Origin of the sequence: Actinoplanes rectilineatus, from assembly GCF_000962825.1 — a bacterium.
Classification (GTDB): Bacteria; Actinomycetota; Actinomycetes; order Mycobacteriales; family Micromonosporaceae; genus Actinoplanes; species Actinoplanes rectilineatus.
Genome location: NZ_JZKF01000004.1, coordinates 1 through 24367 on the forward strand (window position 1 = coordinate 1; position 24367 = coordinate 24367).

Below are 24367 nucleotides of genomic sequence, written 5' to 3' on the forward strand. Positions count from 1 at the left end.
CGCAGGCGTCATCGGTCAGGCCTCAGCCGCGGATGGCGCCGGCGGTGCCGTATCGGTCGGAGCTTTTGGGTGCGTTGGGCACCGATGGGGCACTGCCTGCCCCGGGTTCGAATTCGGTGCCTTCGGCCGGCGGATGGAGGCAGCCGTCATTCGCGGCGCCGCAGAACATGCAGTATGCCCCTGCCGTCTCAGCGGGACCGCAGATGATTGGCCACCTGCCGGGCGGATCCGGGCATCCTGCACCGACTACGAACCTCGCCCCCGACATGGGGCCGAGGCCGATGAAGACAAAGACCCAGGAGACCGACCGATTCTGGGCGGAGCACATTGAGGATTACGTCCGGAAGCATCAGTCCGGAGAATTGCGGAACCTGGAACAGTATGCGGTTTCGCAAGAAGGCGTCAATGCAAGGACCATGTCGAATATTGTCAGTGGAAGGTTCCGGCCGGAAATTTTCAACAGCCTCGGCGCGCGCGAGCAGCATTACATCCTCGATCGCCTTGTCCTTCCTTCTGTGGCGATAGAAATGCGCGGAGTCTTGGCGGTGAAGCCGCGCCCGCAGCCTACTTCTTTGGCTGCGGTAGCAGCGCCGATGAGCGGCACGGATGCGTTTTGGCGGCATCATATCCTTGCGTTCATCGGACAGCGTCAGAGTGGGCAAGTAAGCGGTTTGAAGGAGTATGCTTCCACTAAAGCAGGTGTTGCCTACTCAACCATGCAGAATGTTATCAGTGGAACCACTCGAAAAGGCGTGTTCAACGACCTCGGTGCGGATGACCAGCATTACATTCTCGAACATTTGGTAACTGCCGAAACGGCGCGAGGAATGAGATCCCGACTGGCAATCAAGCCGCGTCCGGAGGCTCCTGCAGGGAGATCTCCGTCTTACCCTTCTGGTCCGTCGGTTGCCGGGCCGTCCGGCTCGCAGATCGCGCCCGGGGGAGTCGGTGGCGCATGGGCGGGCTATGTTCCGCAGGAACAGGCGAGGGCTGAGTCGGGTGCGGGTTCTGGGCCTTCCGCGATGCCGGGCACCTCATATGGTTCGCAGTCTCAGGCTGCGATGTTGCGTTCCGCTGCCGGCCCGATTCCGCCCGCTGATCCCGGTCATGGATCCAGCGGGTACGGCCAGCACGGGTACGGTCAGCACGGGTACGGCCAGCACGGTGGTCAGCAAAGTCATGGGCGCGGTAATTGAGGCTGAAACAGCTGTAGCCGACGGCGCAGGTCGGACCGGCATGCCGGGTGAGGGCGACGCCCGTGGGGGAGCGTGCCGCTGGCGCCGTGGCGCGACGATGATGGACATGGATTTCCTACTGGACGTCGCCGACCGGATGATGGGTGAACTTCGCCGACGCTATCCGTGGGTGCTGTTCGGGGTGGCCATGGCGCTGTGGCTGCCGGTGCTGGTCTTTCTGACCCTGCTGATGCACGCCACCGGGTGGTGGCCGTTGGTGGTGCTGGTCAGCGTGCCTACGACAGTGCTGGCTGTCTCCGTCGCGGTGTGGGGGCTGCGGGATACGTGGACGACGGTGTGGGTGGTCGGGACCGGCGCGATCGTGCTGCTGTCCGGGCCGGCCCCGCAGTGGTGGAATCCGCCGGACGACTGGCATGCCACGGCCATCACGATCGGCGCGTTCCTGTACGCGCAGGTCTACTTCGGCCTACTGGGCGTGCTTCACCATTTCTGGACGCTGCGTCACCCCGAGGTCGGGGCGGAAGCGGAGGCTGGCGAGCGGTTCCGGATGCGCCGGATGCTGCAGGTGCGGCTGGCGCTGGCCACCCTGGTCGTGGTCTTCGGCGCGACCAGCGGCAAGACCGACGATTATCCGCGGGTGATGCCGATGGGGTTCCTCTTCGGGCTCGTCACCCTTCCGATGCTGGTGGCCCTGTGGTTCCGGGTGCGCCCGCTGGCGTGGGTGTCGGCTGCTCTGATCGTCGCCGCCCTGGTGCCGAATCTGCTCCTCGCCCCGGATGAGGGGTCGCTGCAACGGATGCTGATCGAGTACGGGTGGGCCCAGGCGGTCGCGATCTATTTGTGGATCAAGGCGGCCCGGGTCTGGTACTGGCCGGACGCCTTGATCCGTGAAATCGGGGACGAGAGCGGAGGCCGGCGGACCGACTGGTGAGGACCGGAAGCCGGCGCCGGGTGGGCGGACCGTTCACTGGAAGTCGCAGCCCGGGTTCGGGGCGTCGACGGACAGGGCGGAACCGGCCGGCAGGACGTAGAGGACGTCGAGGATGATCGGGACGTCGCCGTGGTTGACGCCGATGTGGACGTTGTCGGCGCCGGCCGGTTCCTGGATGAGGCTGCCCCGCGGGTAGACGCCGTCGGACTCGCACGTGGCGTCGTAGTGGCTCAGCGTGCCCTGCTTCACCCGGCCGTACAGCGGACCGAGGTGGCTGTGCCAGCCGGTGGCCTGGCCCGGCGGGATGGTGATCTCGCGCAGGATGTAGTCGGTGCCGTGCACGGTGCGCTGCGAGAGGATCACGCCGCTGACGCCCGGTCCCGCGGGAGTGGCCAGGGCGGGCGTACCGGTGGTGAGCAGGGCGGCGACGGCGGCGATCGCGGTGATCCCGGCCCCGGAGGCGGTTCGTTTCGTGGGCAAGTGAGGGTCCCTTCCTCGTTGTGTCCATCCAAGGCTACGAATGCACTCTTACCGGGGACTGAACGGCTCTGAAGTTTTCTCGTCGCGGATCGAACTTTCGGCTCGCGGGGCGCATCCGGTGTTCGGTGCGCTCGTCCGGGCGCCGGCCGTGAACGAGGAGACGCGAGGGGTCGATGGCAGTGCCGAACAAGAAGGAGCTTGGCGACGGGGTCCACCTGCAGGTTCTCGGCCCGCTGCGGGTGTGGCGGGCGGGCGTCGAACTCGACGCCGGCCCGCGCCAGCAGCGCTGCCTGCTGGCCCTGCTGATGGCGCGGGAGGGCCGCCCGATCAGCACGGCCGACCTGATCACGCTGATCTGGGGGCCGGACGCGCCGGCCAGCGCGGTCAACGTCATCCACAAGTACGTCGGGGCGCTGCGCCGACTGCTCGAACCCGGTCTGCCGGCGCGGGTCTCCGGGGCGCACATCGTCCGGCACGGCCCCGGATACCGGTTCACGGCGGGGCCGGCGGAACTCGACCTGGTCACGTTCCGGCGCCTGGTCGCCGCGGCGCAGACCAGCGTGCGCCGGGACCTGCCCGGTGAGGCGCTCGATCGGTACGTCCGTGCGCTGCGGCGCTGCCAGGGCAACGCCGGCGAGGCGCTGGCCGACGGCACCGCGGCCACGGCGGTGTTCAGCGGTGTGGACGGCGAGTTCTTCGACGCGGTGGTCGGTGCGGCCGCGCTCGCCGTCCGGCTCCGCCGTCCGGCCGAGGTGCTCGCGCCGCTGCGGCTGGCGGCCCGGATGAGCCGGTTGAACGAGCCGGTGCACGCCTGGCTGATCACCACGCTGGCCGCCCTGGGGCACCAGGCCGAGGCGCTCATGGTCTACCAGGCCATTCGTGACCGTCTCGTCGAGGAATTGGGCATCGACCCCGGAACCGACCTGCGGGAGGCCCACCGCCGGGTGCTCACCCGGGTCGTGCCGGCGGCGGTGGCGCCGGCACGACCCGCGCGGCCGGTCCCGTACGTCCGTCCCGCGCAGCTGCCGCCGGACCTGCCCCTGTTCGCCGGCCGCGCGGACGAGACGGCGGCGCTGACGGCGCTGGCCGGCGCGCACGGCCGCGCGGAAGGGCGGCGGGCCGGCCCGCTGGTGATCGCGCTTCATGGGATGCCCGGGGTGGGCAAGTCGACGCTCGCCGTGCACTTCGCCCACCGGGTCGCGGCCCGGTTCCCGGACGGGCAGCTCTACCTCGACCTGCGGGGCGACCAGGACGAGGAGAGCCGCCCGGTCGGCGAGGCACTGCGACCTCTCCTGTACGCCCTGGGCATGCCGGCCGCGAACGTCCCCGACACCCCCGACGCGGGTTCCGGGATGTACCGCAGTCTCACCGCGGGCAAGCGTTTCCTGATTCTGCTGGACAACGTCCGGGACGTCGCTCAGGTGCGCCGCCTGCTGCCCGGCTCCGCGGAGAGCCTCGTCCTGGTCACGAGCCGCGGACCGCTGACCGATCTGGCCACGTTCGACGGCGCCCGCCTGATGCGGGTCGACGTTCCCGGACGGGCCGCGGCCCGGGAACTGCTAGGCCGGCGTCTCGCCGCGGCGGCGGCCGGCGTCGCTGCGGACCCGGCCGTGGCCGACGAGATCGTCGAGCGGTGCGGGCGGTTGCCGTTGGCCCTGGCGGTGCTGGCGGCACGCCTCTGTGCCCGGCCGGCCCTGTCGGTGAGCACGGTGCTCGCCGAGCTGCGCGACGACGCCGGTCCGCTGCGGGCGTTCGAGGGCGGCCGTGGCGTCCACGATCCGCGTACCGCGTTCTCCTGGTCCTACCGGCGGTTGAGCCCGGACGCGGCCCGGCTCTTCCGGCTGCTGGCTGCGGGGGCGGGACGGGGTCCGCGCCGCGGCGGCGCCGACCTGGCCGAGTTGGTGGCGTCGTCACTGGTGGCCGAGGATGCGGCCGGGCACATCTCGATGCATGTGCTCGTCCGGGCGTACGCGAAAGAGCTGGTGAAAGGGGTTGATCTGGTCATGTCACGTGGTGTAGCTGAACCGGCATTCGGTCACCCGGCCCTGGTCCTCGCGGAGCAGCCAGACGGCGGACGGCGGCTTGTCGACCCCCTCCTGGTGTGAGCGAAGGTCCGCGGACCAGTCCGGCGGGTAGAGGAAGTCAGCCGACCAGACGGTGATCCCGGGCCCGGCGACCACCTCGGTCAGCCGGTAGGTGAGGCCGTGTTCGAGGTCGAGGCGGAACACCTGGAACAGATAGTCCAGATCGGTGTTGAGCCCGTCCGGCCAGAGGAAACGCGCGTCGTCCGCCCAGCGCTGGTGGACCAGCGGCAGTGACACGGCGTTGCGGGGCGCCGTGAGGATCTCGGCGGCCTCCTCGCGGCGCCGGACGGTGAGCGCCGCGACATCGTCGTGGTCGGCGTCGCGTACCCGGGGGAGCGCGGCGGTGAGCTGGCGCCGGGCCTCGCTGAGACGGCTGCGCACGGTGCCGACCGGCGTCCCACAGGCCAGAGCGATCTCCTCGTACGTGTTGCGCGCCGTGAAGTACCGGAGCATCGCGACCAGCCGGGTGGCCGGGGTGAGCTGCCCGATGGCGTGCCAGACCCAGTCGCGCTGGGCGCTGCGCTCGACGGCGGCGGCCGGGTCGTCGGTGTCCGGGGCGGGCAGGTGTTCCCCGGCGACCCCGACCGGGATCGGCCGACGGGCCCGCAGCATCATCTTGCAGTTGTTCCGCACGATCCGGTGCAGCCAGGCCCGGGCTGCCGCCGGGTCGCGCAGCTCGCCGATCCGGGTGAGTGCGGTGATCGCCGCGTCCTGGCAGGCGTCCTCGCCCTCCGGTCCGGGGCCGAGGATCCGGACGGCGACCGCCCGCATGCCGGCGTAGTGCCGTGCGTACAGCATCGCGAAGCTCTCGGCGTCGCCGTGCTGCGCGGCCACGACCAGGTCGGTGTCGCCGATCGCGCCGCCGGCTCCGAGGTTGCGTAACAGCATGGCGCGGATGCTAGTCCGGCCCCGCACGTCCGGCCCGGCCGCTCGGCGCTACGGGAACGGCGGTGAGATGGCCGTTCAGTGGAAATCAAGAAGGCGTTCTTACGGTCGGGATCGACGGCCGCGATGGGTGGCCGGTGGGAAGGTCTGTGATCCATGAAGTCTGTTCGCCGCGCTGCGGTGTTCCTGTCCTCCCTGGTGGTCGCCTCGACGGCGACCGTGTTCGCGGCGTCGGCCGCCCAGGCGGCCGCCACCTGTTACGACGGGGAGTTGTGCATCTATCAGACCCACGACTACACCGGGTCGGTCTACAAGGTTCCGAAGCGCCCGGACGGACGGCACCCCTGTGACCTCGACTTCCGGGACAACACCCTGTACAACGGGCAGAGCCTCGACAATCGGGCGTCCTCGATCAAGAACAACACGCACAACTCCCTGCAGCTGTACGTGGATCCCGAGCCGGTGCAGAGCACGCCCGCGACGTACATCCTGGCTTCGGAGCAGAGCGTCGCCGATCTGAGCAACGTCCCGGCGTCCGGGCCGTTTCCGCGCATGAACATCGACAACCAGCTGTCCGCCATCTGCTGACTCGTGGCCGGTGCCGCTGGACGAGTTCGGTGGGATCTGTTCGTCGGCGGCCTGGCGATCAATTGCAGATCAAGTCGAAGGCATTACCTTTCCCCCGGGTTTCCTGCTGGAGGAATACCCGAAGGTGGAACTTGGGGAGAAAGGGAGACGATGAAGAAGCGCAGAATCCTTCATGCGATTCTCGGTACGGCCGCGGCCGTGGTGGGCACGCTGGCCGTTCTGCCGGCACCCGCGCAGGCGGCGTGGAAGTGCCAGGAAGGATGGGTCTGCCTGTATCGTAACGATGCTGCCAGGGGCACAGTGGCCGTCCTCGGAGCACTCAACCCGAGAAGCGGCGGTTTTCTCGGCGCGGTGTCGGATTTTCGCGTTTACCGGTACACCAACGGCATGGACCTGAACGACTCCATCACGTCGGTCGTGAACAACACGGACAAGGCGCTGTACCTCTACGAGAACAGCAGCTACAACCGTTACGTCCCCGGTCGGAATTTCCGGATTGATCCGCACACCATCGGATACTTCACCCCGGAAAACGACAACGTGGTCTCGTCCGCCGTCCTGGCGTAACCCGAGCCTCGGTCCGGCCGCCACCCGGGGACTCGATCATGCAGGGTCCTCCGGGGGCTACACCTGGCGTCGGATCCGGGTCGCGAGGGCCGGTGCTCCGGGGCGGTCGGAGCACCGGCTCGACCGGCGAACCACCATGCACATCGGCACGACATGGGCGCCCGTCGTGCCGCCGCGATGATGGTCCCGCCGGTGTTCGCGGCCTGAGCCGCGTCGCCGCATCCCGGCGGATCGATGGCGTGACACTCGTGGTCGGGTCCTGTTCCCGGCGCCGCCGTGGCCCGCCTGGCCATGGTCCAGCAGGCCGCCACGGCCTGGCTCGTCTAGGAGTCGGCCGGCGCTGCCGGCATCGGGCAGGGGTGCCGGCCGGTCCCTTCGGCGGCCGTAGTGCCAGGGCGGAGCGCGGACGGTCCAGGTCGCGGATGCGGGCGTCGATCTTGTCGAGTCTGCCGGCGAAGTGATCGGCAGCACATGTATTTCAGATTTGAAATAGAGTGGGTGGGGGTGCGGTTGTGGCGGACGTGCGATCCACACAGGACCGCGAAGATCGAGGAGTGGTTCCCATGGCTAGCAAGACGATCGCTGTTGTCGGCGCCACCGGTGCTCAGGGCAGCGGTGTGGTGCGGGCCGTCCTGGCCGCCGGCGGAGACGAGTTCACGGTACGGGCGCTGACCCGGGACGTGACCTCGGCCAAGGCCCGTGAGCTGGCCGAACTCGGCGCCGACGTGGTGGCCGGCGACTACTCCGATCCGGAGGGCCTGGCCGAGGCGTTCGCCGGCGCGGACGGGGCGTTCCTGGTCACCGACTTCTGGACCCACATGGATCCGGAAAAGGAACAGGAGTACGTCCGCAACCTGATCGACGCGGTGCAGAAGGCCGGCGTGCGACACGTCGTCTGGTCGACCCTGGAGGACACCCGGGAACTGATCCCGGTCGACGACCCGCGGATGCCGACACTGCTGGGCCGGTACAAGGTGCCGCACTTCGACGCGAAAGCCGAAGCGGACGAGTTCTTCCGGGCGGCCGGCGTGCCGACCACGTTCCTGCGCACCACCTTCTACTACGAGAACCTGGCCGACGCGCTGGCCCCGGCCCGCGACGAGACCGGCCGGCTGGTCCTGACCATCCCGATGGGCGACGCACCGCTGGCGGGGATCGCATCCGGTGACATCGGCCGGGTGGCGCTGTCGATCTTCCGGGGTGGGGACGCGTACATCGGCCGTACCGTGAGCATCGCCGGTGACGTCCTGACCGGCACCGAGATCGCCGCGGCACTGGGCGAAGCCCTGGGCGAGCCGGTCGAGTACCGGCCGGTCACCCACGACCAGTTCCGGGCCTTCGGCTTCCCGGGCGCCGACGAGTACGGCAACATGCTGCAGTACTACACCGACTTCGCCGACGAGTTCACCGGCCCGCGTGACCCGGCCCGGGTCCGCGAGCTGACCCCGGAGGTCCAGTCGCTGCGCGAGTGGCTGGCCACCGGGTACCGCCTGCCGACCGCCGCCTGACACATCAGCAGAAACCGAGGGGACGCGACCGGCGGTCGCGTCCCCTCGGCCGTCCCCGGTGGCGGTCGTCGTCGGCCAGGCCGATCCGTCGTTACCTTTTCGTTAGCCGAAGGCTGAAATCAGCCGGGCTCCCGGCGCGTGTCCGTGGCACATCAACAAGCCACACCGTGAAGGAGCCCCCATGCGTTTGATCCTCGTCAGAGCCGTCGCCACCGCCCTCGCGCTCACCGGATGCGCCGGCACGCCGCAGGCAGCCCCATCGCAGGCCGCCCTGCCGCAGGCCGCCCCATCGCAGGCAACCCCGCAGATGGAGCCGGTAGCGGCGGCGAAACCGGCCAAGAAGGCCGTCAAGTCCAACCTGAGCCGGCTCAAGAAGCTCGGCATCACGATCAACGCCGGCGTCCTCATCGACGTCGCGGACGACGGCAAGGACCGTTTCCTCGCAGTCGGCAAGAACGGCAAGGTCGACTTCACCGGCACCGGGCGTACCGACACCACGATGATGTCGCTGCAGGCCGCGCCGGTCGCCGCCGAGAACCGGGTGGTGATCAAGCCGCCGTTCTGGAACGAGGACCTCGGCGCCGGCTACTGCGTCGCGGACACCAAGGGCGCCCCGCTCAAGCTGGAGACCTGCAAGTCCGGCAAAGCCACCCAGATCTTCACCGTCGTGCCGGCCGGCGACTCCGGCCAGTTCGAACTTCGCGGAAAGTACGGCATCCTCCGGGTCGACGACGGCAAACTCACGACGAGCGGCAAGGGCCGCACCGGCCTGCAGACCATCAAGTACGCGCAGTGAGAACGAGTACATGCGTGATGCCGGAGACTTCGACGCGTTCTACGCGACGTCGTCGCGCCGGGTCCTCGCCCACGTCGCGATGATGGTGGGCGGTGCGGCCGAGGCCGAGGACTCGGTCGCCGAGGCGTACCTGCGCGCCTGGAACCGATGGCACAAGATCAGCAGATACGAGAACCCCGAGGCATGGGTACGCCAGGTCGCCTACCGCCACGCGGTGAGCACCTGGCGCAAAGCCGTCAACCGGCTCCAGGCCCACCGCCGGGACACCACCGACGGTCACGTGGCCGCGCTCGGCCCCGACCACGTGGCCATCGTCGCCGCCCTGCGCCGGATCCCCGCCGGCCAGCGGCGGGTCGTGGTGCTGCACCATCTCGTCGGCCTCAGCGTCGCCGAGATCCACCAGGAGACCGGGATCCCGTCCGGGACCGTCAGTACCTGGCTGGCGCGGGGCCGGCGCGCACTGGCGGACCATCTCACCGACGGTCCACCAGCGTTCTCAGAAAAGGACGGTTCGCCAGCGCTCTCAGAAAAGGGCGGCTCACCGGCGTCGAAGCTCTCAGGAAAGGACGGTGATCGCGGCGATGCCTGACGACGAGATGCAGTCCAGCCTGCAGGCGTACGCCGATCATCTGCAGCGGGGGGCCACGATGGCGCCCGCCACGGAGATCCGCCGCCGCGGTGACCGTCGTCGCCGCAACCGGGCCGCCGGGGGCACTTTCGCCGCGGTGCTGGTCGCGGCGGCCGGCGTCGGGCTCACGCTCGACCGCGGTGATCAGAATCAGCCGGTGCTTCCGGCAGGACCGTCGGCGAGCGCTTCGATCATTCCTTACACGCCGGGTACGCCGCTGAGCTCGGACGTCAGCCAGTTGGACCGGATCGGCGTCGATCTGGGAACCGGCACGCTGATCGACGTGGCGGACGACGGCGCCGACAGGTGGATGCAGATCGGCGCCGATGATGGCGTGGACTTCACCGGTACGGCGAAGGACGCGTCGACCCGGATGTCGTTGCGGGCCGCGCCGGTGATGGTGAAGAACCAGGTCCTGATCATTCCGGTGGCCCGGCCGGACAGCTGTGTGACGGCCGTGTCGCCGGTGACGCTGGCGCTGCAGCCGTGCCGGGACGGGGAGACCGCCCAGATCTGGGAGATCGTCCCGGCCGGGGACTCCGGGCAGTTCGAGCTCAGTGGTGAGCACGGGATTCTGCGGGTCGACGGGACACTGGTCGCGTCGGGTGGACGGAGCGGGATGCAGACGATCCCGTTCTGACGAGGGTGCGGCAGGGCATCGGTGCCAGGGCGAAGAGCGGAAGCCGGACCAGCCGGGCGGCGAGCCGGGCGTACGAGTCCGGAACGGTGTGCAGGCGGCCCGCCAGCGGACGGTCGCCCACGATCCGGCCGAGGGTGGTGACCGCGGTCTGCTGTCACAGGAAGATGCTCATGGCGAGCAGGTACGCCGTCACCACCGCCGTCCCGATCCGCGGCCGAGTCGGTTCCGGCAGATGCCGAGTCGGTTCCGGCAGATGGTGCAGAGGACTGGAGCCGGTGAGAACCCCGTCGCCGGAGACGAGTGCGGTCACCAGCCAGTGACCGAGAACCACGCCGAGAATCGACGGTTCTTCCCGACCTCCGGTGCCGGATACGGGGCTGAGCCGGAGAGCAGGGGCTGATCCGGCGGGTCCGAGTGCTGCCAGGGAGCCGTCCCGGGACTGGCCCTCAGGTACTACGTGCGGCGTTACCGCAGGTCATCGACCCGGGATCGCCGCCGCCGGTCGCGGCTCCGGGCCTGCGTGGCACAGGATCGCGATCAGTCCGGGAGGTGTGGGGTGTCCGGGACGGCCGTTCACGCGTACAAGATGAAGGTTTTGATCTTGAAGGTTCTCCGGCACGAGCCCCGGTTCGTCGGCCGTCGCGTCGGCGGGCACAATGGGAGGGTTGATTGTCTGGGGACCTGCAGGAGGAACGGTGGAGCTTCAGGAACGGCCCGAAACGTGCGTGGTGGCCGTCGACGGCCCGTCCGGATCGGGCAAGTCCACCGTTTCCCGGCGGCTCGCCGTGGCCGTCGAGGGCGTCTACCTCGACACCGGGGCGATGTACCGCGCGGTCACCTGGGCGGTGCTCAACGCCGGCGTCGACCTCGGCGACCCGGACGCGATCGCCAAGATCGCGCTGGAGACCGAGCTGTCGATCGGCACCGACCCGCTGGCGCCGCACTTCGCGGCCAACGGCACCAACGTCGACGAGGCCATCCGCGGCGCGGAGGTGACCGGCGCGGTGTCCGCCGTCGCCGCCGTCCCCTCCGTGCGCAAACACCTGGTCACGCTGCAGAAAGCGATCATCGACGGGCATCCGCGGATCATCGTCGAGGGCCGTGACATCGCCGCGGTCGTCGCTCCCGACGCCGACCTCAAGGTCTACCTGACCGCCTCCGCCGCCGCCCGCGCCGCCCGGCGCAGCGGCGAGAACGGATCCGACGTCGCCGCGACCGAGGCCGACCTGGCCCGCCGCGACAAGCTCGACTCCAGCCGGGCCACCGACCCGCTGCGCCAGGCCTCCGACGCTCTCGAGGTGGACACCACCGGCATGGGCATCGACGAGGTCGTCGCGCACCTCCTGCATCTGCTGAACAGCAAGGTAAGTAAGTGACTGAACTTCCCGCCGGCCTCGACATCAACGATTTCGAGGGTGGTTTCGATCTCTCCGCCGGTTCCTCCCCGGATTCCGACTCCCCGGAATTCGAAGGACCGGTGCCCGTCGTCGCCGTCGTCGGACGCCCCAACGTGGGCAAGTCGACGCTGGTCAACCGCATCATCGGACGTCGCCAGGCGGTCGTCGAGGACGTGCCCGGGGTGACCCGGGACCGCGTTCCCTACGACGCGTCGTGGAACGGCCGCCGATTCACTGTCGTCGACACCGGCGGCTGGGAACCCGACGCTCGCGACAGGGCCGCCGCCATCGCCGCCCAGGCCGAGATCGCGGTGCAGACCGCCGACGTCGTCATCTTCGTGGTCGACGTGACCGTCGGCGCCACGGACGTGGACGAGGCCGCCGTCAAGATGCTGCGTCGCAGCCACAAACCGGTCATCCTGGTCGCGAACAAAGCGGACAACCAGAACCTCGAGATGGAGGCGGTGTCGCTCTGGTCCCTGGGCCTCGGCGAGCCGCACACCATCTCGGCGCTGCACGGCCGGGGCTCCGGCGACCTGCTCGACGACATCCTGTCCGCGCTGCCGCCCACCCCGCCGATGCTCGAGGGCAACGTGCGCGGCCCCCGCCGGGTCGCACTGGTCGGTCGCCCGAACGTGGGAAAGTCCAGCCTCCTCAACCGCGTCGCGAAAGAAGAACGCGCGGTCGTCGACTCGGTCGCCGGCACCACCGTCGACCCGGTCGACAGCCTGGTCGAGATGGACGGCGACATCTGGCAGTTCGTCGACACCGCCGGCCTGCGCAAAAGAGTGAACCAGGCCTCGGGTACGGAGTACTACGCGTCCCTGCGCACCGCGGGAGCCGTCGAAGCCGCCGAGGTCGCCGTGGTCCTGCTGGACTCCGGCGAAGTGATCAGCGAACAGGACCAGCGCGTCATCACCCAGGTGATCGAATCCGGTCGCGCCCTGGTGATCGCCTTCAACAAGTGGGACCTGGTCGACGAAGACCGCCGGTTCTACCTGGACAAGGAGATCGACCGCGACCTGAAACGCGTCACGTGGGCCGTCCGGGTGAACATCTCGGCAAAGACCGGCCGAGCGGTCGACAAGCTGGCCCCGGCTATCCGCCGAGCCCTGGCCTCCTGGGAACAGCGCATCCCGACCGGTGCCCTCAACCAGTGGCTGACCACTCTGACGCAGGCCACCCCCCACCCGGTTCGCGGCGGACGCGCCCCACGCATCCTGTTCGCCACCCAGGCCGGCATCGCCCCGCCGCGCTTCGTCCTGTTCACCACCGGCCCGTTCGACGCCGGCTACCAGCGCTTCATCGAACGCAAGCTCCGCGAGGAGTTCGGCTTCGAAGGCTCGCCGGTCGAGGTCACCGTCAAGCCCCGCAAGAAGACGGGGCCGGGGGGCCGCGGAAAAGCGCATGGGTGAGGTTGCTAAGCTTTAGGAGATGTCGCGCCGGGCTGAGGTTCGGGGCGGGATCGGGCTGTAGCGCAGCTTGGTAGCGCACTTGACTGGGGGTCAAGGGGTCGCAGGTTCAAATCCTGTCAGCCCGACAGCGAAGGGGTTTTCGCAGGTCAGAGACTTGCGAGGACCCCTTTTTCGTGTCTGACGACGTCACCGGGATCGAGCACGCCGCTTGTAGACCCCTTGACTCGGCAGGTGACGAGAGATGCCCCTACTAAAGCTCGACCGACTGTGCGACGGCCTGGAGAAGGGCGACTGGGCCGGCTTCCTGCGCGACTGGGACCGCGCCCTACGGGCCGGAAATCACCCGGAGACCACCCGTTACAACTACCTCCTGGCCGCCGCCCAACTGGCGAAATATCTGACCGCCGAATCACCGGACCCGGACGCTGATGACGCCGGGCAGGACCCGACCTTGGTGACCAAGGCACACATCGAATCGTTCCAGGCATGGATGATCGAGACCCGGTCGGCGTCGACCGCGTTGAACAAGCACAAGAGCCTGCAGCAGTTCTTCAAGTACCTCCTCGAGGAAGAGGAGATCGACAAATCACCGATGGCCCGGGTGAAGCAACCGCAGACCCCGCAGAAACTCGTGCCGATCATGGGCGACGACGACACGAAGAAACTGCTCGACGGCACCAAGGGCAAGACCTTCATGTCGCTGCGGGACGAGGCGCTGATCCGGCTGTACTACAACACCGGCGCCCGGCTGTCCGAGATCGGCAACCTGCTGCTGACCGATCTGGACATGAACACCGAATCGGTGCACCTGCACGGCAAAGGCGCCAAGGACCGGCGGGTGCGGTTCGGGCCGAAAACCTCCCGGGCGATCGCACGGTATCTGCGGGCACGGGTGAAACGGAAAGGCGCCGCCGAGGTGCCGCAGCTGTGGATGGCCGAGAAAGGCGGCAAGCCGCTGTCGCCGAACGGCATCAAGCTGATGCTGAAACGTCGAGGTGCCGCCGCCGGAGTATCGGATACGCACGCGCACCGCTGGCGGCATAACTTCGCCCACGAATGGCACCGTCAGGGTGGCAATACCGGGGACCTGATGCTGCTGCTCGGGTGGGCTTCGGAGGACATGCCGCGCCGGTACGGCGCGAGTGCGGCGGCGGAGCGGGCGCAGGAGCTGCAGGTGCAGATGGGCATCGGCGAGCGGATCTGATCGGCTTACCGGCTGCGGCGGATAGGTTCGCCGTCGCAGCCGGATCAAGCCGAGGGGAGTGGCAGGGGATAGGGGAAGACAGCCGCAGACAGCTTTCGCCCGTTGCGTCGTAGCTCGGATGATCGAACGAGCGCCGCGCGTACGGCTTCGCGGTGCGTTACGTGCCCTTGCGTGTAGTCAAGGAGTCCACGTACCGGCCGGCGAACGTCTGCGAGGTGGAAGTGCTCGATCTGCAGAAGGTCTGTCACGGTCTGCCGCCCGCCTGGTTCGACTACCTGCGGGACTGGGATCGGATGCTTCGCTCCGGGAACTACCCGGAGACCACCCGATACAGCTACCTGCTGGCCGGTGCGCAGCTGAGCCGCTTCTTGGTCGACAACACCGAGCGGCTGGGCGCCGAGGACGCAGCGGAGGATCCGACCGAAGTCGAGCGCGGCCACATCGAGGAGTTCCAAGCGTGGATGGTGCGTACCCGCTCGGCGTCGACGGCTTTGAACAAGCACAAGGGGCTGCAGCAGTTCTTCCGGTGGCTGACTGAGGAAGAAGACCTTGAGCGTTCCCCGTTGGCCCGCGTCCGGCAGCCGAAGACCGCCCAGACCCTGATCCCGATCCTCGGCGACGACGACACCGCGAAGATCCTCGCCACCTGCAAAGGCAAGGACTATCTGTCACTGCGCGACGAGGCCATCATCCGGCTCTTCTACAACACTGGGGCCCGGCTGTCGGAAGTCGCCGGACTGCAGCTGGAAGACGTGGACCTCAACAACGACTCGCTGCTGTTTCACGGCAAGGGCATGAAGGACCGCCGGGTGCGGTTCGGCCCCAAGACCGGACATGCACTGACCAAGTTCCTCCGGGCTCGCAGCCGGCGCAAGGCGGCCCTGTCGACGGCGATGTGGCTGCCGGCTCGCGGCGCAACGCCGCTGTCGAGCAACGGCATCAAGATCATGCTCCGACGGCGCGGCGGCCTGGCCGGAGTGGACAACGTCCATGCGCATCGGTGGCGGCACAACTTTGCGCACGAGTGGAAACTCGCCGGCGGTGATACCGGCGACTTGATGCTGGTGTTGGGCTGGTCCTCGGACGACATGCCGCGCCGTTACGGCGCGTCGGCGGCGGCCGAGCGCGCACAGCTGACTCACGCGCGGCTGCGGATCGGCGAACGAGTCTGAACGGGGGAGGCAACCTATGGCGTTGACGGCGAAGCAGCGGTCACGGCGGGCGCGGATCGCCGCGCACGCGTCGTGGGCGAACACAGCGGATCGGCAAGGCCGCACGGCGTCGGCGACGGCGTCGTTCTTGGCGCGGTTCGAGAAGCAGGTCGATCCGCTCGGGGTGTTGGAGCCGGAGATCCGCGCGACGATGGCGCAGCACGCGCGGCGCGCGTACATGTTGCAGCTGGCGGAGCGTTCGGCGAAGGCGCGGGCTCGAGCCGCGGGTGGTGACGACTGATGCCTCGTTCGAGGGACCGGTTCGGGCCTGTTCAGCGGTCCTGCGCGACCATCAGAGTGGCTCCGTGGTGCGAGATCGGGAGGGCGACATGGTGCTCGTCTACTTAAGAGAGAGGATTTTATGGTGACCAGCTACGCCGTCGACGAGGACACCAGCACGCTGCTGCGAACGTGGCCGACCGGACGTGGTCAGCGAGCGGCGGTCGTGAGCACGCTCCCCGACACCGTCGGGGTGGATGACCAGCTGCGGCTCGCGGCCACGCTGACATCTCTGTCCGAGGCATTGTGGCGTTGCTACACCCATCCAGGTCGCGCTACTGACGACCCGGATGCCAACGGTGAAGGGTGGCGCCGGGAGCAGACGCGCGAGGCATTTACGGAGGTGGTCGCGTCCCTGCGGCAGCCGAATCTGCCCGACGCAGACGGGTCGATCCTCGAGAGCTACGACTCGGTCGAGGAACGGGCACATCAAGTAGGTCGCGCGTTGCATGCGATCAACGACGCTGAGCTGATCGAGGCCATCAGCGCGGACGTCGCCGCAGAGATCCAGGCGGTCGAGTCCGCTGAACGTGGGGACCTGGGCGGGCGGGCTCAGCAGGCAGTGGTGTTGAGCCGCAGCGACGTGAGTCCGGTCCAGGTCGCTGCGGCCGACGCCGTGTTGGCCCAGGATCCCTTGGGTGGTGAACGGCTCTTCGTTGACCTCGACCCCACGGCGGCGTCTGTCGCGGCTGCGCACTGGCTCAAGGCGGCCGCGGACGTGGTCTCGGAGGTGTCGGGGATGCCGGCGGCCCAGGTGCTGTTCGCCGCGGACGACGTCGAGGCGTTGCCGGTGGAGACGCCGAGTGAGGTCTTGGAGTTGTTCGATTTCAGCAGGACGGCCTACCGGATCGTGGTGGAAATGGTGTCCGGCGCGATGCTCGTCGCGGAAGGCGTCGTCGATGACCTCGGCGCGCTGCTGGTCGCGCGCGACCCGGGAGATGACGGGGAATCTGAAGACGAGGCGGCTCCGGTGCGGCTGACTCCGCTGGATCCGCAACGGCCAGCTCTCGATCTGCTCGAGGACCTGCTCACCGGAATCCGCGGCTGCCGCCTGGTGTACGAGGAGTACGTCGACACGGACGACGGAGACGCATCGATCGACGCGCGGTTCTGCGAAGTGGTCCGGGAAGAAGCGCGGAAGGAGTATCGCCGCCTGATGTGATCCTCGGGCGGATAGCGCAATCCCGTCACGTATTCTTCATGCGAGGCGCATGGTGCCTCGCATGACTCGTGGCCTGGAGAAGACCTACACACTGGCAGTGTGGGGGTCAGGGGTTCGAGTCCCCTCAGCTCCACCCGTTTGAGCAGGCAAAACGCACCGTCCAACTCTCCAAGTTGGACGGTGCGATTTTTTTTGCGCACACATGTGCACACCAAACGATCTTGGCGTGTCCCGGCCGCTGCGCCATGAAGGCGTTGGATTCTAGGCTCCATACGACCCCTGAGCTGGGAAAACTCCTCAGAATTGCCGGATCTGCCTTACGTCGGCGCCCGCGTTCGAGCTGTCTAAGATCTGGTATTAAGTGACCCAAATCACACGCCGATCCAGGCGGTCGGGGTCCAACGCCAACCCCCTAAAGTCGCCGCCCTTCCCGGGGACCTGACCGTTCTGCTGCCCGGCTGGCGGGCCGCAGCGGGACAGCCTCGGACAGCGCCAGTCAGGGCCTCAGCAGCTCCCCTCGGCCGCCTGGTTGGGCAAGGCTTGCAAGAGCCGGCAGGAGCCCGCATAGAGGCTCCTGCTGGAGGTCGAAAACATCTTCGCAACGGTGCAGCCCTACGCCCGCCCTCCACTGGCTGCGTCGCTGACGTGCATGACGACGGGGAGGAACGAATGCCAAGGCAGGATGATCCGCAGGCACCAAGCCAGAACGACGAGCAGGACCTGTACTACTCCGTGGAGCAGGTGGCGCGCCGGTTGAGGGTTTCCGCACGATGGCTCGCTGATCAGTGCCGTGATGGCCACGTCGAGCATGTGCATCTCGCAAGGAAACGCAAGTTCACCCCTGAGCAGGTTCAGAAGCTGCTCGACAGCCACACGGTCAAGCCCGCGGAGGTTCGCGAGCAAGAACGGGGTCATGAGCGGGCGGTGCAGCGCGTGCGTCGGGAGCGCGCGCAACAGCGACGCTAGAAACGCTTCATGCCTATGTGAATGGAATCAGGGAAACGTCTGACTCCCACAAGAATTTCTGTGGGGGTCGCGCGTTCCTGCCCGCAAGTTGGCCTATAGACGGACGCCTGATCCGTAGGGCAACTCTATCTCAGCGGCATGTTTGCCGCCAGCAAACCGGCGGCCCTCCGCCGTTGCCGCTTGCAGTAAATCAATGGGGACTAAGTGAATAGCACACCTGACACAATTTCCGCATCAATGTCATGGTTCCATGCAGGCTGCGCAGTCATTCCCATTCGCGCCGATGGGAGTAAAGCGCCCCTTGTTTCCTGGCGTGGCTATAGACAGGCGCCGCCAGATCGCAAACAAGTAGAACAATGGTTCACGGGCAACCCTCCAGGGCTGGCGATCATCTGCGGGAGCGCCTCCGCCGGGCTCGAAATGCTTGAGCTCGAGGGTCGCGCCGTCGACGAAGGGCTGGGCCAGGCGCTAATCGAACTCCTTTCCCAAGCTGGCCTTGCCGACTTATGGAAGAGGCTGACCTTCGACGGTTATTGGGAGAGGACGCCGTCCGGCGGAGTTCATATTCTGTACAGGATTTCCGACGCCGGGTTCGATGGGAATTTGAAGCTCGCACGGCGTCCAGCAACTGAGTATGAGTTGTCGATTGACCCGACCGATAAGGTGAAAACACTCGCCGAGACCCGAGGAGAGGGCGGGTACACAATCGTCGCGCCATCCCACGGGACTGTCCACGAAAGCCGGCGTCCCTGGGTTGCCCTGAACGGGTCAACGCCAGCACGCATTCCCACAATCAGTTCGGATGAACGCGGGGCATTATTGGATGCGGTGCGAGCGCTGGACGAAATGCCGGTTACACCAGCCGTCGCGTTGCATCATCCTCCTGCGCCGCAGGTTGGACAGGACCTTACGCCCGGGGATGACTTCGAGCGCCGCACGGATTGGATCGATATTCTGGGTCCGGTCGGATGGACGCTCGTCCACGCGGTAGGTCGTACGCGGTATTGGCGACGTCCAGGGAAGCGCTCTGGCATCTCCGCAACCACGGGACGCGCCGACGACCGCGACCGCCTCTTCGTGTTCAGCAGCAGCACGATGCTCGAGACGGATACGCCCCTGACCAAGTTCCACGTTTTTGCGGTGTTGCATCACGCTGGCGATCACAGCGCAGCTGCCCGAGCGCTACGGCAGGACGGCTACGGCCAAGGGCTTGACAGGCACTCCCTGCAAGGCAGCTCGGCAGAGCGAGAGTCGGAGTTAAAAGCGCCCGCGATGGCGCGGGTTACCACAGAGGCGACGTCGCCGCCTGCGGCGTGGGGTCCGACCGAAGATGGACTCGCGCGAGCCCTGGTCGCCCACCACGGTCACGAGTTGAGGTTTTGCCCTCAGCGAGGAGCCTGGTTGCTGTGGTCGGGGCATAGATGGGTCTGGGACGACGCGGAACGGCATCGTGAGTTCGTGCGAGGACTGGCTCGGCAGTTGCCGGCCGCCGGGGGTTGGCGGCGTTTCCGGTCGCAGGCGCTCTCGGCCGGCGGGGTATCCGGCGTCGTGCGGCTGGCACGTTCCGACCCGGCCGTAACCGTGTCCTTGGCGGCACTTGATGCTCGACCGTACGAGCTGAACACGCCCGTGGGTGTGGTGGACCTGCGAACTGGTGAGATTCGTGCTGCCGATCCGGAGCTGCTGCACACTCGATCAACAGCTGTAGCGCCGGACTTCGAGCGGCGGTCGGACGTTTTCGACGCGTTCTTGCACGACACGTTCGGCGATGACACGGAGCTGGCTGGCTACGTGCAGCGGCTGGTGGGAGTTTCGGCGATCGGCTGTGTGCTTGAACAGCTGTTGCCGTTCGCGGTGGGTCCTGGCGCCAACGGCAAGTCCACGCTGCTGGAAGCGGCGATGCACGCGCTGGGCCGCGGCGACGACGGTTATGCGCGGGCGGGCTCGTCGGAGATGTTGATGGTGCGTAAGCATGCGGAGCATCCCGCCGAGCTGGCGCAGCTGTCCGGTGCCCGGTTGGTGGTCTGCGCGGAGCTCGACGAGGGGCAGCGTTTCGCCGAGGCGCGGGTCAAACAGTTGACCGGCCGCGACTCGTTGTCGGCGCGGTTCATGCGGCGGGACTGGTTCACGTTCGAGCCCAGCCACACCCTGTGGCTGCTCGGCAATCACCTACCGGCAGCACGTGCCGGTGGGCCTGCGTTCTGGCGGCGGATCCGGGTGCTGCCGTTCAATCGGGTGGTGCGGCCGGAGAGGCAGGACAAGAAGCTGGGTGAGCGCCTGGCGGAGGACGCGCCCGCAGTTTTGGCGTGGATTGTCGCCGGGGCTGCGGCGTATCACCAGGGCGGTCTTCGGGAGCCGGCGTCGGTGTCGTCGGCGACTGAGGCCTACGCGAGGGATCAGGACACGGTCGGTCGATTCGTGGACGAGCAGTGTCATCGGCAGCCAGGGTCGGCTGGGGTGCGAACAGCTGTGAGTGTGCTGCGTGATGCGTACGAGCAGTGGTGCGAGCAGCTGGGCGAGCGGCCGGTTTCGGCGAAGCGGCTGACCCAGGAGCTGCAGAGCCGGTTCGGTGTGGCTGATGCGCGGGGCGGCAAAGGGCAGCGCTTTTACACGGGCATCGCTCTGCTGGACGTCGACGATCCCCAGGCGGTCCTGCTCGTCGAGTCATGATCCGCTGCACTGGTTCTTGTAGGTTCTCGCCGTCTTTGGCGGTAAGAGGATGGCAAGAGCTGGATTCGGTCGGAGATTCTCACCGTGATGGCGGTGCCGGTTCTCATGCTGATGGCGGTTTCTTCGGTTCTGGCCGACAGCGAGCGGCGGTGGTGGGGTGCCGAGTGCCGGGTTGATCGTCGGCGGCCCGCGGTTGGGCCGTCGCGGGTCTGCGTCTTGGACTCCGGTCTCAAGGCGTATAGCGTGCGCCGGGTGACGGAACGACGCGTGTTGCTTGAGATTGCGAACGATTGGCCCGGTTCCAGTATTGATGGCGAGCCGGGGATCGTGTCAGGGAATCTGGAGGTCACCGGTGACCCTGATGGGAGCGTGCTGTTTAGCCTCGGCGTCGGTTCGGCTGGATGCGCCCCGGATGAGGCGGACTATGTCGAGTTCGTCTTTTCGCCTGCTCAGGCCGATGCGTTGATGGAGGCGCTCGCTTCTCGCCGGTAGCCGTCGGCGAGCGGTCATGGGGGCTTGACCAAGGCCCTGCTGGGGTTGCGCGGTTCGGCCGTGGGTCGGGGTCGCTATCCGCGCAATGTCGATTCGCATGATCATGGTGGAACCGTCAACGCGACCGCCAAGATCGTGAGAAACCGCCATCGACGGCGAGAACCTGCAGTTCTGGCCGGGTCGGGGTGACAGGTGACAGATGTTCCGCGCTTTCCCGGTTGACGGCTATCGCGCGCGCGGGCGCGCGGGCATGTGGTGCGCGCACGATGCCGTTCAGTTGGCAATTGCTGGATGATCTGTCACCTGTCACCCGCGATGGCACTGTCAGGAACCCGACACCGCATTCAGTGATCGTTGCCGATACTCCGGGTTGTGTCGTGCGTGGATCTTGCATCAGGATGTCCGGCATGGGGGGTCTGGAATACCGGCGAGGAATGCATCAGCTCGGCCGAGGCACGTGGGCCTATCTCAGCCCACCGGGTACGTGGGGCTGGAGCAATTGCGGCTTGCTCGTCTCGGGCGCTGATGCGCTGTTGGTCGACACGCAGTTCGATCTGCCGCTGACGCGGGAGTTGCTGACCGCTGTGGCCGGGGTGGCACCGGGCGTGGAGATTCGTACGGTGGTGACGACCCACGCAAACGGCGACCACTGCTGGGGAAACCAGCTCCTGCCGCGGGCTGAGGTGGTCGGCTCGTCAGCGTGCAGCCACGACATGGCGAAAGAGGTCCAGCCAGCCGACCTGGCGGCGCTGAGCGGTTCCAGGTCGCCGGACACGGCCCTGGGCGATTACATGCGGCGGCACTTCGGCGTCTTCGACTTCGAGGGCATCGACGTGACACCCCCGACGCATACGTTCAGCGGCCGACTGGATCTGACAGTAGGAGATCGTCTGGTCGAGCTTTTCGAAGTCGGGCCGGCACACACTGACGGCGACGTGATCGCGTACGTGCCGGACGCGGGGGTCGTATTCGCCGGCGACATCCTGTTCATCGGAGGGCATCCGATCATGTGGACCGGACCGCTGCAGAACTGGATCGTGGCCTGTGAACGGATCACAGCGACCGGCGCCGAGCACGTCGTGCCGGGACATGGGCCTATCACGGACCAGGCGGGCGTCGCCGTGTTTCGCGGCTACCTCGAGTGGGTGGCCGACCGGGCGCAGAAGGCGTACGCAGCCGGCTTGCCGTACTGGGAGGCCGGCGACCCGGCGCAGGTGCATGCGGCGTATGCGGGATGGGGCAACCCGGAACGGCTGGTGATCACCATGGCCGCTGCGTATCGGGAGCTGGGTGACGAGCCGCATGAGCTGATGGACGTTCTCGCGAAGGTCGCGGACGCCGAACCGAAGTAGCTATTGCGGCTTCTTCACCTCGTCGCGTTCGATCGGTACGAGCATCATCATCCGGCTCGCCTGCGCGCGCATCGGAGCGAACGCGATCAGCTCTATCGGCTGCAGCCGCTTGTGCAGGGGCAGGTGAAGGTAACGGTGGTCGCCGTCGGGGTGCGGGTAGGTGATGGGTTGTTGCTGGAAGAGCCGGGCGTCGGGGTTGACGTCGAGGATCTCTTCGATCAGATCGGCCAGCCGCTTGTTCTCCGGCTGGCGTGCGTGGGCGAACTGCATCTGGGCGAACATCTGTGGTCCCCAGTCGGTGTCCCACCTGTGCAGCTGCGTGCGGGCCTCGGGGAAGGTGAAGACCCAGCGCATGATGTTGTTCTCGTGGGCTTCGACCCAGGGGAACCACTTACTCATGTGCTCGTTGTGGGCGATCAGATCCCAGGCTTCATCGTTGACGTAGGCCGGCCACGGCTGTGCGTCGACGATGCGCTGGATCGTCGGGGTGGAGCGCATGCGGGACTGGTGGACCGTGATAGTTAACGCGTGCCCGGTGGCGAGGAAGAACAACATGCTCTTCTCGGCCTCGTTCAGGCGCAGGGTGTAGGCGACGCGGGTGAGGAAGTCGTCGGAGTAGTTCTGCAGTACCCCGCGTTCGAGCGCGCTGTACCACCCGACGCTGTAGCTGGTCAGCGCCGCGACGGTCTCTTTGCTGACGCGTCGATTGCGGCGCGTGCGGGGCCGTTCGGCGTGCAGACCGGGGATCTCGTCGGGGTTGAGGCGCAGCCGCCAGGCCTTGACGTGGCGCGCCAGGTCATCGCTGAGCTCCGGCGGGGGTTGGCGGACAGTCGTCGCGTCGGGCGGGGGCTGATGAGCGGTCATCGCGCTTCCTCGGGCGTGGTCGCCATGGGTCCCAAAGAGTGAAAGTCCTTCATGGAAACGTCGAACCTAGCAGCGATGATCTATCGGTAAAGACCCTTTCTGGAGATGACCACTGTGGTGTCTCGCTCTCGGTGACGTCACAGCGTGCTCTGCATGAGGAGTAGTCACTCGTAATCCCGACAGTGTCACTGTGAGAATCGCACTGTGTAGGCAAAGCCAGCCGCAGGGTGCACGATATTGGCTTCATCATGGCGTGGGGGGACGTCCCGGATGGCCAGAGACACTGTGACCAGCGGTTCCAGGGTTCGGCCGCCACGCTTGGCGGAAGGGAACCTGTGAGTCGAACAGCACTTGTCATCGGAGGCGCGCGAGGAATTGGCCTTGCGACAGCGCGCGAATTGGCGAAAGACGGGCACCATGTTGCCGTCACCTACCGTGACTCGCCCGCGCCGTCTGACGTCCTGGCGGTCCAATGTGACGTGCGTAACACAGCAGCTGTGGATGACGCCTACGCTCAGGTTGAACGCGAACTCGGGGCCGTCGAGATCGTCGTTTTCGCCGCTGGTATCACTCGCGACCAGCTGCTGATGCGTATGGATGATGACGCCTTCACCGATGTCGTCGACACCAACTTGGCCGGCGCGTTCCGGGTGGCCAAGCGCGCCAGCCGGGCGATGCTGCGGGCCAAGTGGGGCCGGCTGATCTTCATCTCGTCAGCGGTGGCACTGCGCGGAGAACGCGGGCAAGCCAACTACGCCGCCTCTAAGGCCGGTCTCGTCGGACTCGCTCGATCACTGACCCGCGAGCTGGGAAGCCGCAATATCACGGCCAACGTGGTGGCTCCTGGCTACACCGAGACCGCGATGACCGCGTCGTTGACCGACGAGCAACGCGAGCACATGCGCTCGCAGATTCCCTTGGGACGTGCGGGCCAGCCAGAGGAGATCGCTGCAGCGGTGTCCTACCTGGCCAGTGACAGAGCCGCATACGTCTCGGGCGCCGTGCTTCCGGTGGACGGAGGTGCCGGCATGGGCCATTGAGCCAACCGCGCC

Annotated in this window: 24 protein-coding genes and 1 tRNA gene; 21 read left to right on the forward strand and 4 right to left on the reverse strand. The window is 67.4% G+C overall.

The window, feature by feature from the left end:
• The first annotated feature begins 281 nt into the window (after positions 1-281).
• Both WH85_RS49910 and WH85_RS03680 read left to right on the forward strand, forming a co-directional pair.
• Positions 282-1196: a hypothetical protein gene (locus WH85_RS49910; protein WP_157410722.1), complete on the forward strand. Its 915-nt coding sequence runs from the start codon at positions 282-284 to the stop codon at positions 1194-1196.
• Between the two features lie 106 nt (positions 1197-1302).
• Entirely contained in the window at positions 1303-2127 is an 825-nt protein-coding gene (locus tag WH85_RS03680; protein ID WP_045740240.1) for a hypothetical protein, read from the forward strand.
• Positions 2128-2160: 33 nt separating this feature from the next.
• Here WH85_RS03680 and WH85_RS03685 read toward each other — a convergent pair whose 3' ends face one another.
• Complete coding sequence (locus tag WH85_RS03685; RefSeq protein ID WP_245673806.1) at positions 2161-2607, reverse strand: cupin domain-containing protein; 447 nt, start codon at positions 2605-2607, stop codon at positions 2161-2163.
• A gap of 173 nt (positions 2608-2780) precedes the next feature.
• Here WH85_RS03685 and WH85_RS03690 point away from each other — a divergent pair, with 173 nt between their 5' ends.
• The gene (locus WH85_RS03690) at positions 2781-4712 is read left to right on the forward strand and encodes an AfsR/SARP family transcriptional regulator (RefSeq protein ID WP_083448763.1); all 1932 of its coding nucleotides are present in this window, start codon (positions 2781-2783) and stop codon (positions 4710-4712) included.
• Here the strand turns inward: WH85_RS03690 and WH85_RS03695 are convergent.
• Complete coding sequence (locus WH85_RS03695; protein WP_045740241.1) at positions 4614-5579, reverse strand: RNA polymerase sigma factor; 966 nt, start codon at positions 5577-5579, stop codon at positions 4614-4616. The genes WH85_RS03690 and WH85_RS03695 overlap by 99 nt on opposite strands.
• 153 nt (positions 5580-5732) lie before the next feature.
• Between WH85_RS03695 and WH85_RS03700 the strand changes: the two genes are divergently transcribed.
• The 6 genes from WH85_RS03700 to WH85_RS03725 all read left to right on the forward strand — a co-directional run bounded on the left by WH85_RS03700 (position 5733) and on the right by WH85_RS03725 (position 10303).
• Positions 5733-6164, forward strand: coding sequence for a peptidase inhibitor family I36 protein (locus WH85_RS03700; RefSeq protein ID WP_083448764.1), 432 nt, complete (start codon positions 5733-5735; stop codon positions 6162-6164).
• A 150-nt stretch (positions 6165-6314) separates the two neighbouring features.
• Positions 6315-6731, forward strand: a complete 417-nt coding sequence (locus WH85_RS48425) for a peptidase inhibitor family I36 protein (RefSeq protein ID WP_083448765.1) — start codon at positions 6315-6317, stop codon at positions 6729-6731.
• A 563-nt stretch (positions 6732-7294) separates the two neighbouring features.
• The gene (locus WH85_RS03710) at positions 7295-8239 is read left to right on the forward strand and encodes an NmrA/HSCARG family protein (RefSeq protein ID WP_045740244.1); all 945 of its coding nucleotides are present in this window, start codon (positions 7295-7297) and stop codon (positions 8237-8239) included.
• Between the two features lie 181 nt (positions 8240-8420).
• Positions 8421-9035 carry a hypothetical protein gene (locus WH85_RS03715; protein WP_045740245.1) on the forward strand — a complete coding sequence of 205 codons (615 nt, stop codon included), beginning with the start codon at positions 8421-8423 and terminating at the stop codon, positions 9033-9035.
• Positions 9036-9045: 10 nt separating this feature from the next.
• Entirely contained in the window at positions 9046-9624 is a 579-nt protein-coding gene (locus WH85_RS03720) for a SigE family RNA polymerase sigma factor (protein WP_045740246.1), read from the forward strand.
• Positions 9617-10303: a hypothetical protein gene (locus tag WH85_RS03725; protein ID WP_045740247.1), complete on the forward strand. Its 687-nt coding sequence runs from the start codon at positions 9617-9619 to the stop codon at positions 10301-10303. The genes WH85_RS03720 and WH85_RS03725 overlap by 8 nt, the downstream gene beginning before the upstream one ends.
• Positions 10304-10457: 154 nt before the next feature.
• Here the strand turns inward: WH85_RS03725 and WH85_RS49915 are convergent, their stop codons facing one another.
• A complete protein-coding gene (locus WH85_RS49915) occupies positions 10458-10634 on the reverse strand; it encodes a hypothetical protein (RefSeq protein WP_157410723.1) in 177 nt (58 codons plus the stop codon).
• 364 nt (positions 10635-10998) lie between these two features.
• Here WH85_RS49915 and cmk point away from each other — a divergent pair, with 364 nt between their 5' ends.
• From cmk to WH85_RS03780, 11 genes are all read left to right on the forward strand, one after another.
• Positions 10999-11679 carry a (d)CMP kinase gene (gene cmk / locus WH85_RS03730; RefSeq protein WP_045740248.1) on the forward strand — a complete coding sequence of 227 codons (681 nt, stop codon included), beginning with the start codon at positions 10999-11001 and terminating at the stop codon, positions 11677-11679.
• Positions 11676-13115, forward strand: coding sequence for a ribosome biogenesis GTPase Der (gene der / locus WH85_RS03735; RefSeq protein WP_281179036.1), 1440 nt, complete (start codon positions 11676-11678; stop codon positions 13113-13115). The genes cmk and der overlap by 4 nt, the downstream gene beginning before the upstream one ends.
• A 51-nt stretch (positions 13116-13166) precedes the next feature.
• Positions 13167-13240, forward strand: a tRNA-Pro gene (locus WH85_RS03740).
• A gap of 116 nt (positions 13241-13356) precedes the next feature.
• Positions 13357-14319 (forward strand): tyrosine-type recombinase/integrase, encoded by a 963-nt coding sequence (locus WH85_RS03745; RefSeq protein ID WP_045740249.1) that lies wholly within the window; start codon positions 13357-13359, stop codon positions 14317-14319.
• A gap of 152 nt (positions 14320-14471) precedes the next feature.
• A complete protein-coding gene (locus tag WH85_RS03750) occupies positions 14472-15491 on the forward strand; it encodes a tyrosine-type recombinase/integrase (RefSeq protein ID WP_245673807.1) in 1020 nt (339 codons plus the stop codon).
• A gap of 16 nt (positions 15492-15507) precedes the next feature.
• Complete coding sequence (locus tag WH85_RS03755; protein WP_045740250.1) at positions 15508-15771, forward strand: hypothetical protein; 264 nt, start codon at positions 15508-15510, stop codon at positions 15769-15771.
• A gap of 123 nt (positions 15772-15894) precedes the next feature.
• Positions 15895-16971 (forward strand): hypothetical protein, encoded by a 1077-nt coding sequence (locus WH85_RS03760; RefSeq protein WP_157410725.1) that lies wholly within the window; start codon positions 15895-15897, stop codon positions 16969-16971.
• A 669-nt stretch (positions 16972-17640) separates the two neighbouring features.
• Entirely contained in the window at positions 17641-17937 is a 297-nt protein-coding gene (locus WH85_RS49920; protein WP_045740251.1) for a helix-turn-helix domain-containing protein, read from the forward strand.
• Positions 17938-18174: 237 nt separating this feature from the next.
• Entirely contained in the window at positions 18175-20607 is a 2433-nt protein-coding gene (locus tag WH85_RS48070; RefSeq protein ID WP_045740252.1) for a phage/plasmid primase, P4 family, read from the forward strand.
• Between the two features lie 87 nt (positions 20608-20694).
• Positions 20695-21099: a hypothetical protein gene (locus WH85_RS03775; protein WP_157410726.1), complete on the forward strand. Its 405-nt coding sequence runs from the start codon at positions 20695-20697 to the stop codon at positions 21097-21099.
• Between the two features lie 407 nt (positions 21100-21506).
• A complete protein-coding gene (locus WH85_RS03780) occupies positions 21507-22451 on the forward strand; it encodes an MBL fold metallo-hydrolase (RefSeq protein WP_045740254.1) in 945 nt (314 codons plus the stop codon).
• Here WH85_RS03780 and WH85_RS03785 read toward each other — a convergent pair whose 3' ends face one another.
• Positions 22452-23315 carry an MmyB family transcriptional regulator gene (locus WH85_RS03785; RefSeq protein WP_045740255.1) on the reverse strand — a complete coding sequence of 288 codons (864 nt, stop codon included), beginning with the start codon at positions 23313-23315 and terminating at the stop codon, positions 22452-22454.
• A gap of 335 nt (positions 23316-23650) precedes the next feature.
• Here WH85_RS03785 and fabG point away from each other — a divergent pair, with 335 nt between their 5' ends.
• Positions 23651-24355: a 3-oxoacyl-ACP reductase FabG gene (fabG, locus tag WH85_RS03790; RefSeq protein WP_045740390.1), complete on the forward strand. Its 705-nt coding sequence runs from the start codon at positions 23651-23653 to the stop codon at positions 24353-24355.
• Positions 24356-24367 lie beyond the last annotated feature (12 nt).

What these genes read in the sequence shown, in the direction of transcription:
- WH85_RS03775 (WP_157410726.1), top strand. Translation starts at nt 20,695, where the DNA reads ATGGCGGTGCCGGTTCTCATGCTGATGGCGGTTTCTTCGGTTCTGGCC.
- WH85_RS48425 (WP_083448765.1), top strand. Translation starts at nt 6,315, where the DNA reads ATGAAGAAGCGCAGAATCCTTCATGCGATTCTCGGTACGGCCGCGGCC.
- WH85_RS03725 (WP_045740247.1), top strand. Translation starts at nt 9,617, where the DNA reads ATGCCTGACGACGAGATGCAGTCCAGCCTGCAGGCGTACGCCGATCAT.
- WH85_RS03680 (WP_045740240.1), top strand. Translation starts at nt 1,303, where the DNA reads ATGGATTTCCTACTGGACGTCGCCGACCGGATGATGGGTGAACTTCGC.
- WH85_RS03715 (WP_045740245.1), top strand. Translation starts at nt 8,421, where the DNA reads ATGCGTTTGATCCTCGTCAGAGCCGTCGCCACCGCCCTCGCGCTCACC.
- WH85_RS03755 (WP_045740250.1), top strand. Translation starts at nt 15,508, where the DNA reads ATGGCGTTGACGGCGAAGCAGCGGTCACGGCGGGCGCGGATCGCCGCG.
- WH85_RS03690 (WP_083448763.1), top strand. Translation starts at nt 2,781, where the DNA reads ATGGCAGTGCCGAACAAGAAGGAGCTTGGCGACGGGGTCCACCTGCAG.
- WH85_RS03695 (WP_045740241.1), bottom strand. Translation starts at nt 5,579, where the DNA reads ATGCTGTTACGCAACCTCGGAGCCGGCGGCGCGATCGGCGACACCGAC.
- WH85_RS03780 (WP_045740254.1), top strand. Translation starts at nt 21,507, where the DNA reads ATGGGGGGTCTGGAATACCGGCGAGGAATGCATCAGCTCGGCCGAGGC.
- WH85_RS03700 (WP_083448764.1), top strand. Translation starts at nt 5,733, where the DNA reads ATGAAGTCTGTTCGCCGCGCTGCGGTGTTCCTGTCCTCCCTGGTGGTC.
- WH85_RS03720 (WP_045740246.1), top strand. Translation starts at nt 9,046, where the DNA reads ATGCGTGATGCCGGAGACTTCGACGCGTTCTACGCGACGTCGTCGCGC.
- WH85_RS49920 (WP_045740251.1), top strand. Translation starts at nt 17,641, where the DNA reads ATGCCAAGGCAGGATGATCCGCAGGCACCAAGCCAGAACGACGAGCAG.
- WH85_RS49910 (WP_157410722.1), top strand. Translation starts at nt 282, where the DNA reads ATGAAGACAAAGACCCAGGAGACCGACCGATTCTGGGCGGAGCACATT.
- WH85_RS03710 (WP_045740244.1), top strand. Translation starts at nt 7,295, where the DNA reads ATGGCTAGCAAGACGATCGCTGTTGTCGGCGCCACCGGTGCTCAGGGC.
- WH85_RS03785 (WP_045740255.1), bottom strand. Translation starts at nt 23,315, where the DNA reads ATGACCGCTCATCAGCCCCCGCCCGACGCGACGACTGTCCGCCAACCC.
- WH85_RS03745 (WP_045740249.1), top strand. Translation starts at nt 13,357, where the DNA reads ATGCCCCTACTAAAGCTCGACCGACTGTGCGACGGCCTGGAGAAGGGC.
- WH85_RS48070 (WP_045740252.1), top strand. Translation starts at nt 18,175, where the DNA reads ATGTCATGGTTCCATGCAGGCTGCGCAGTCATTCCCATTCGCGCCGAT.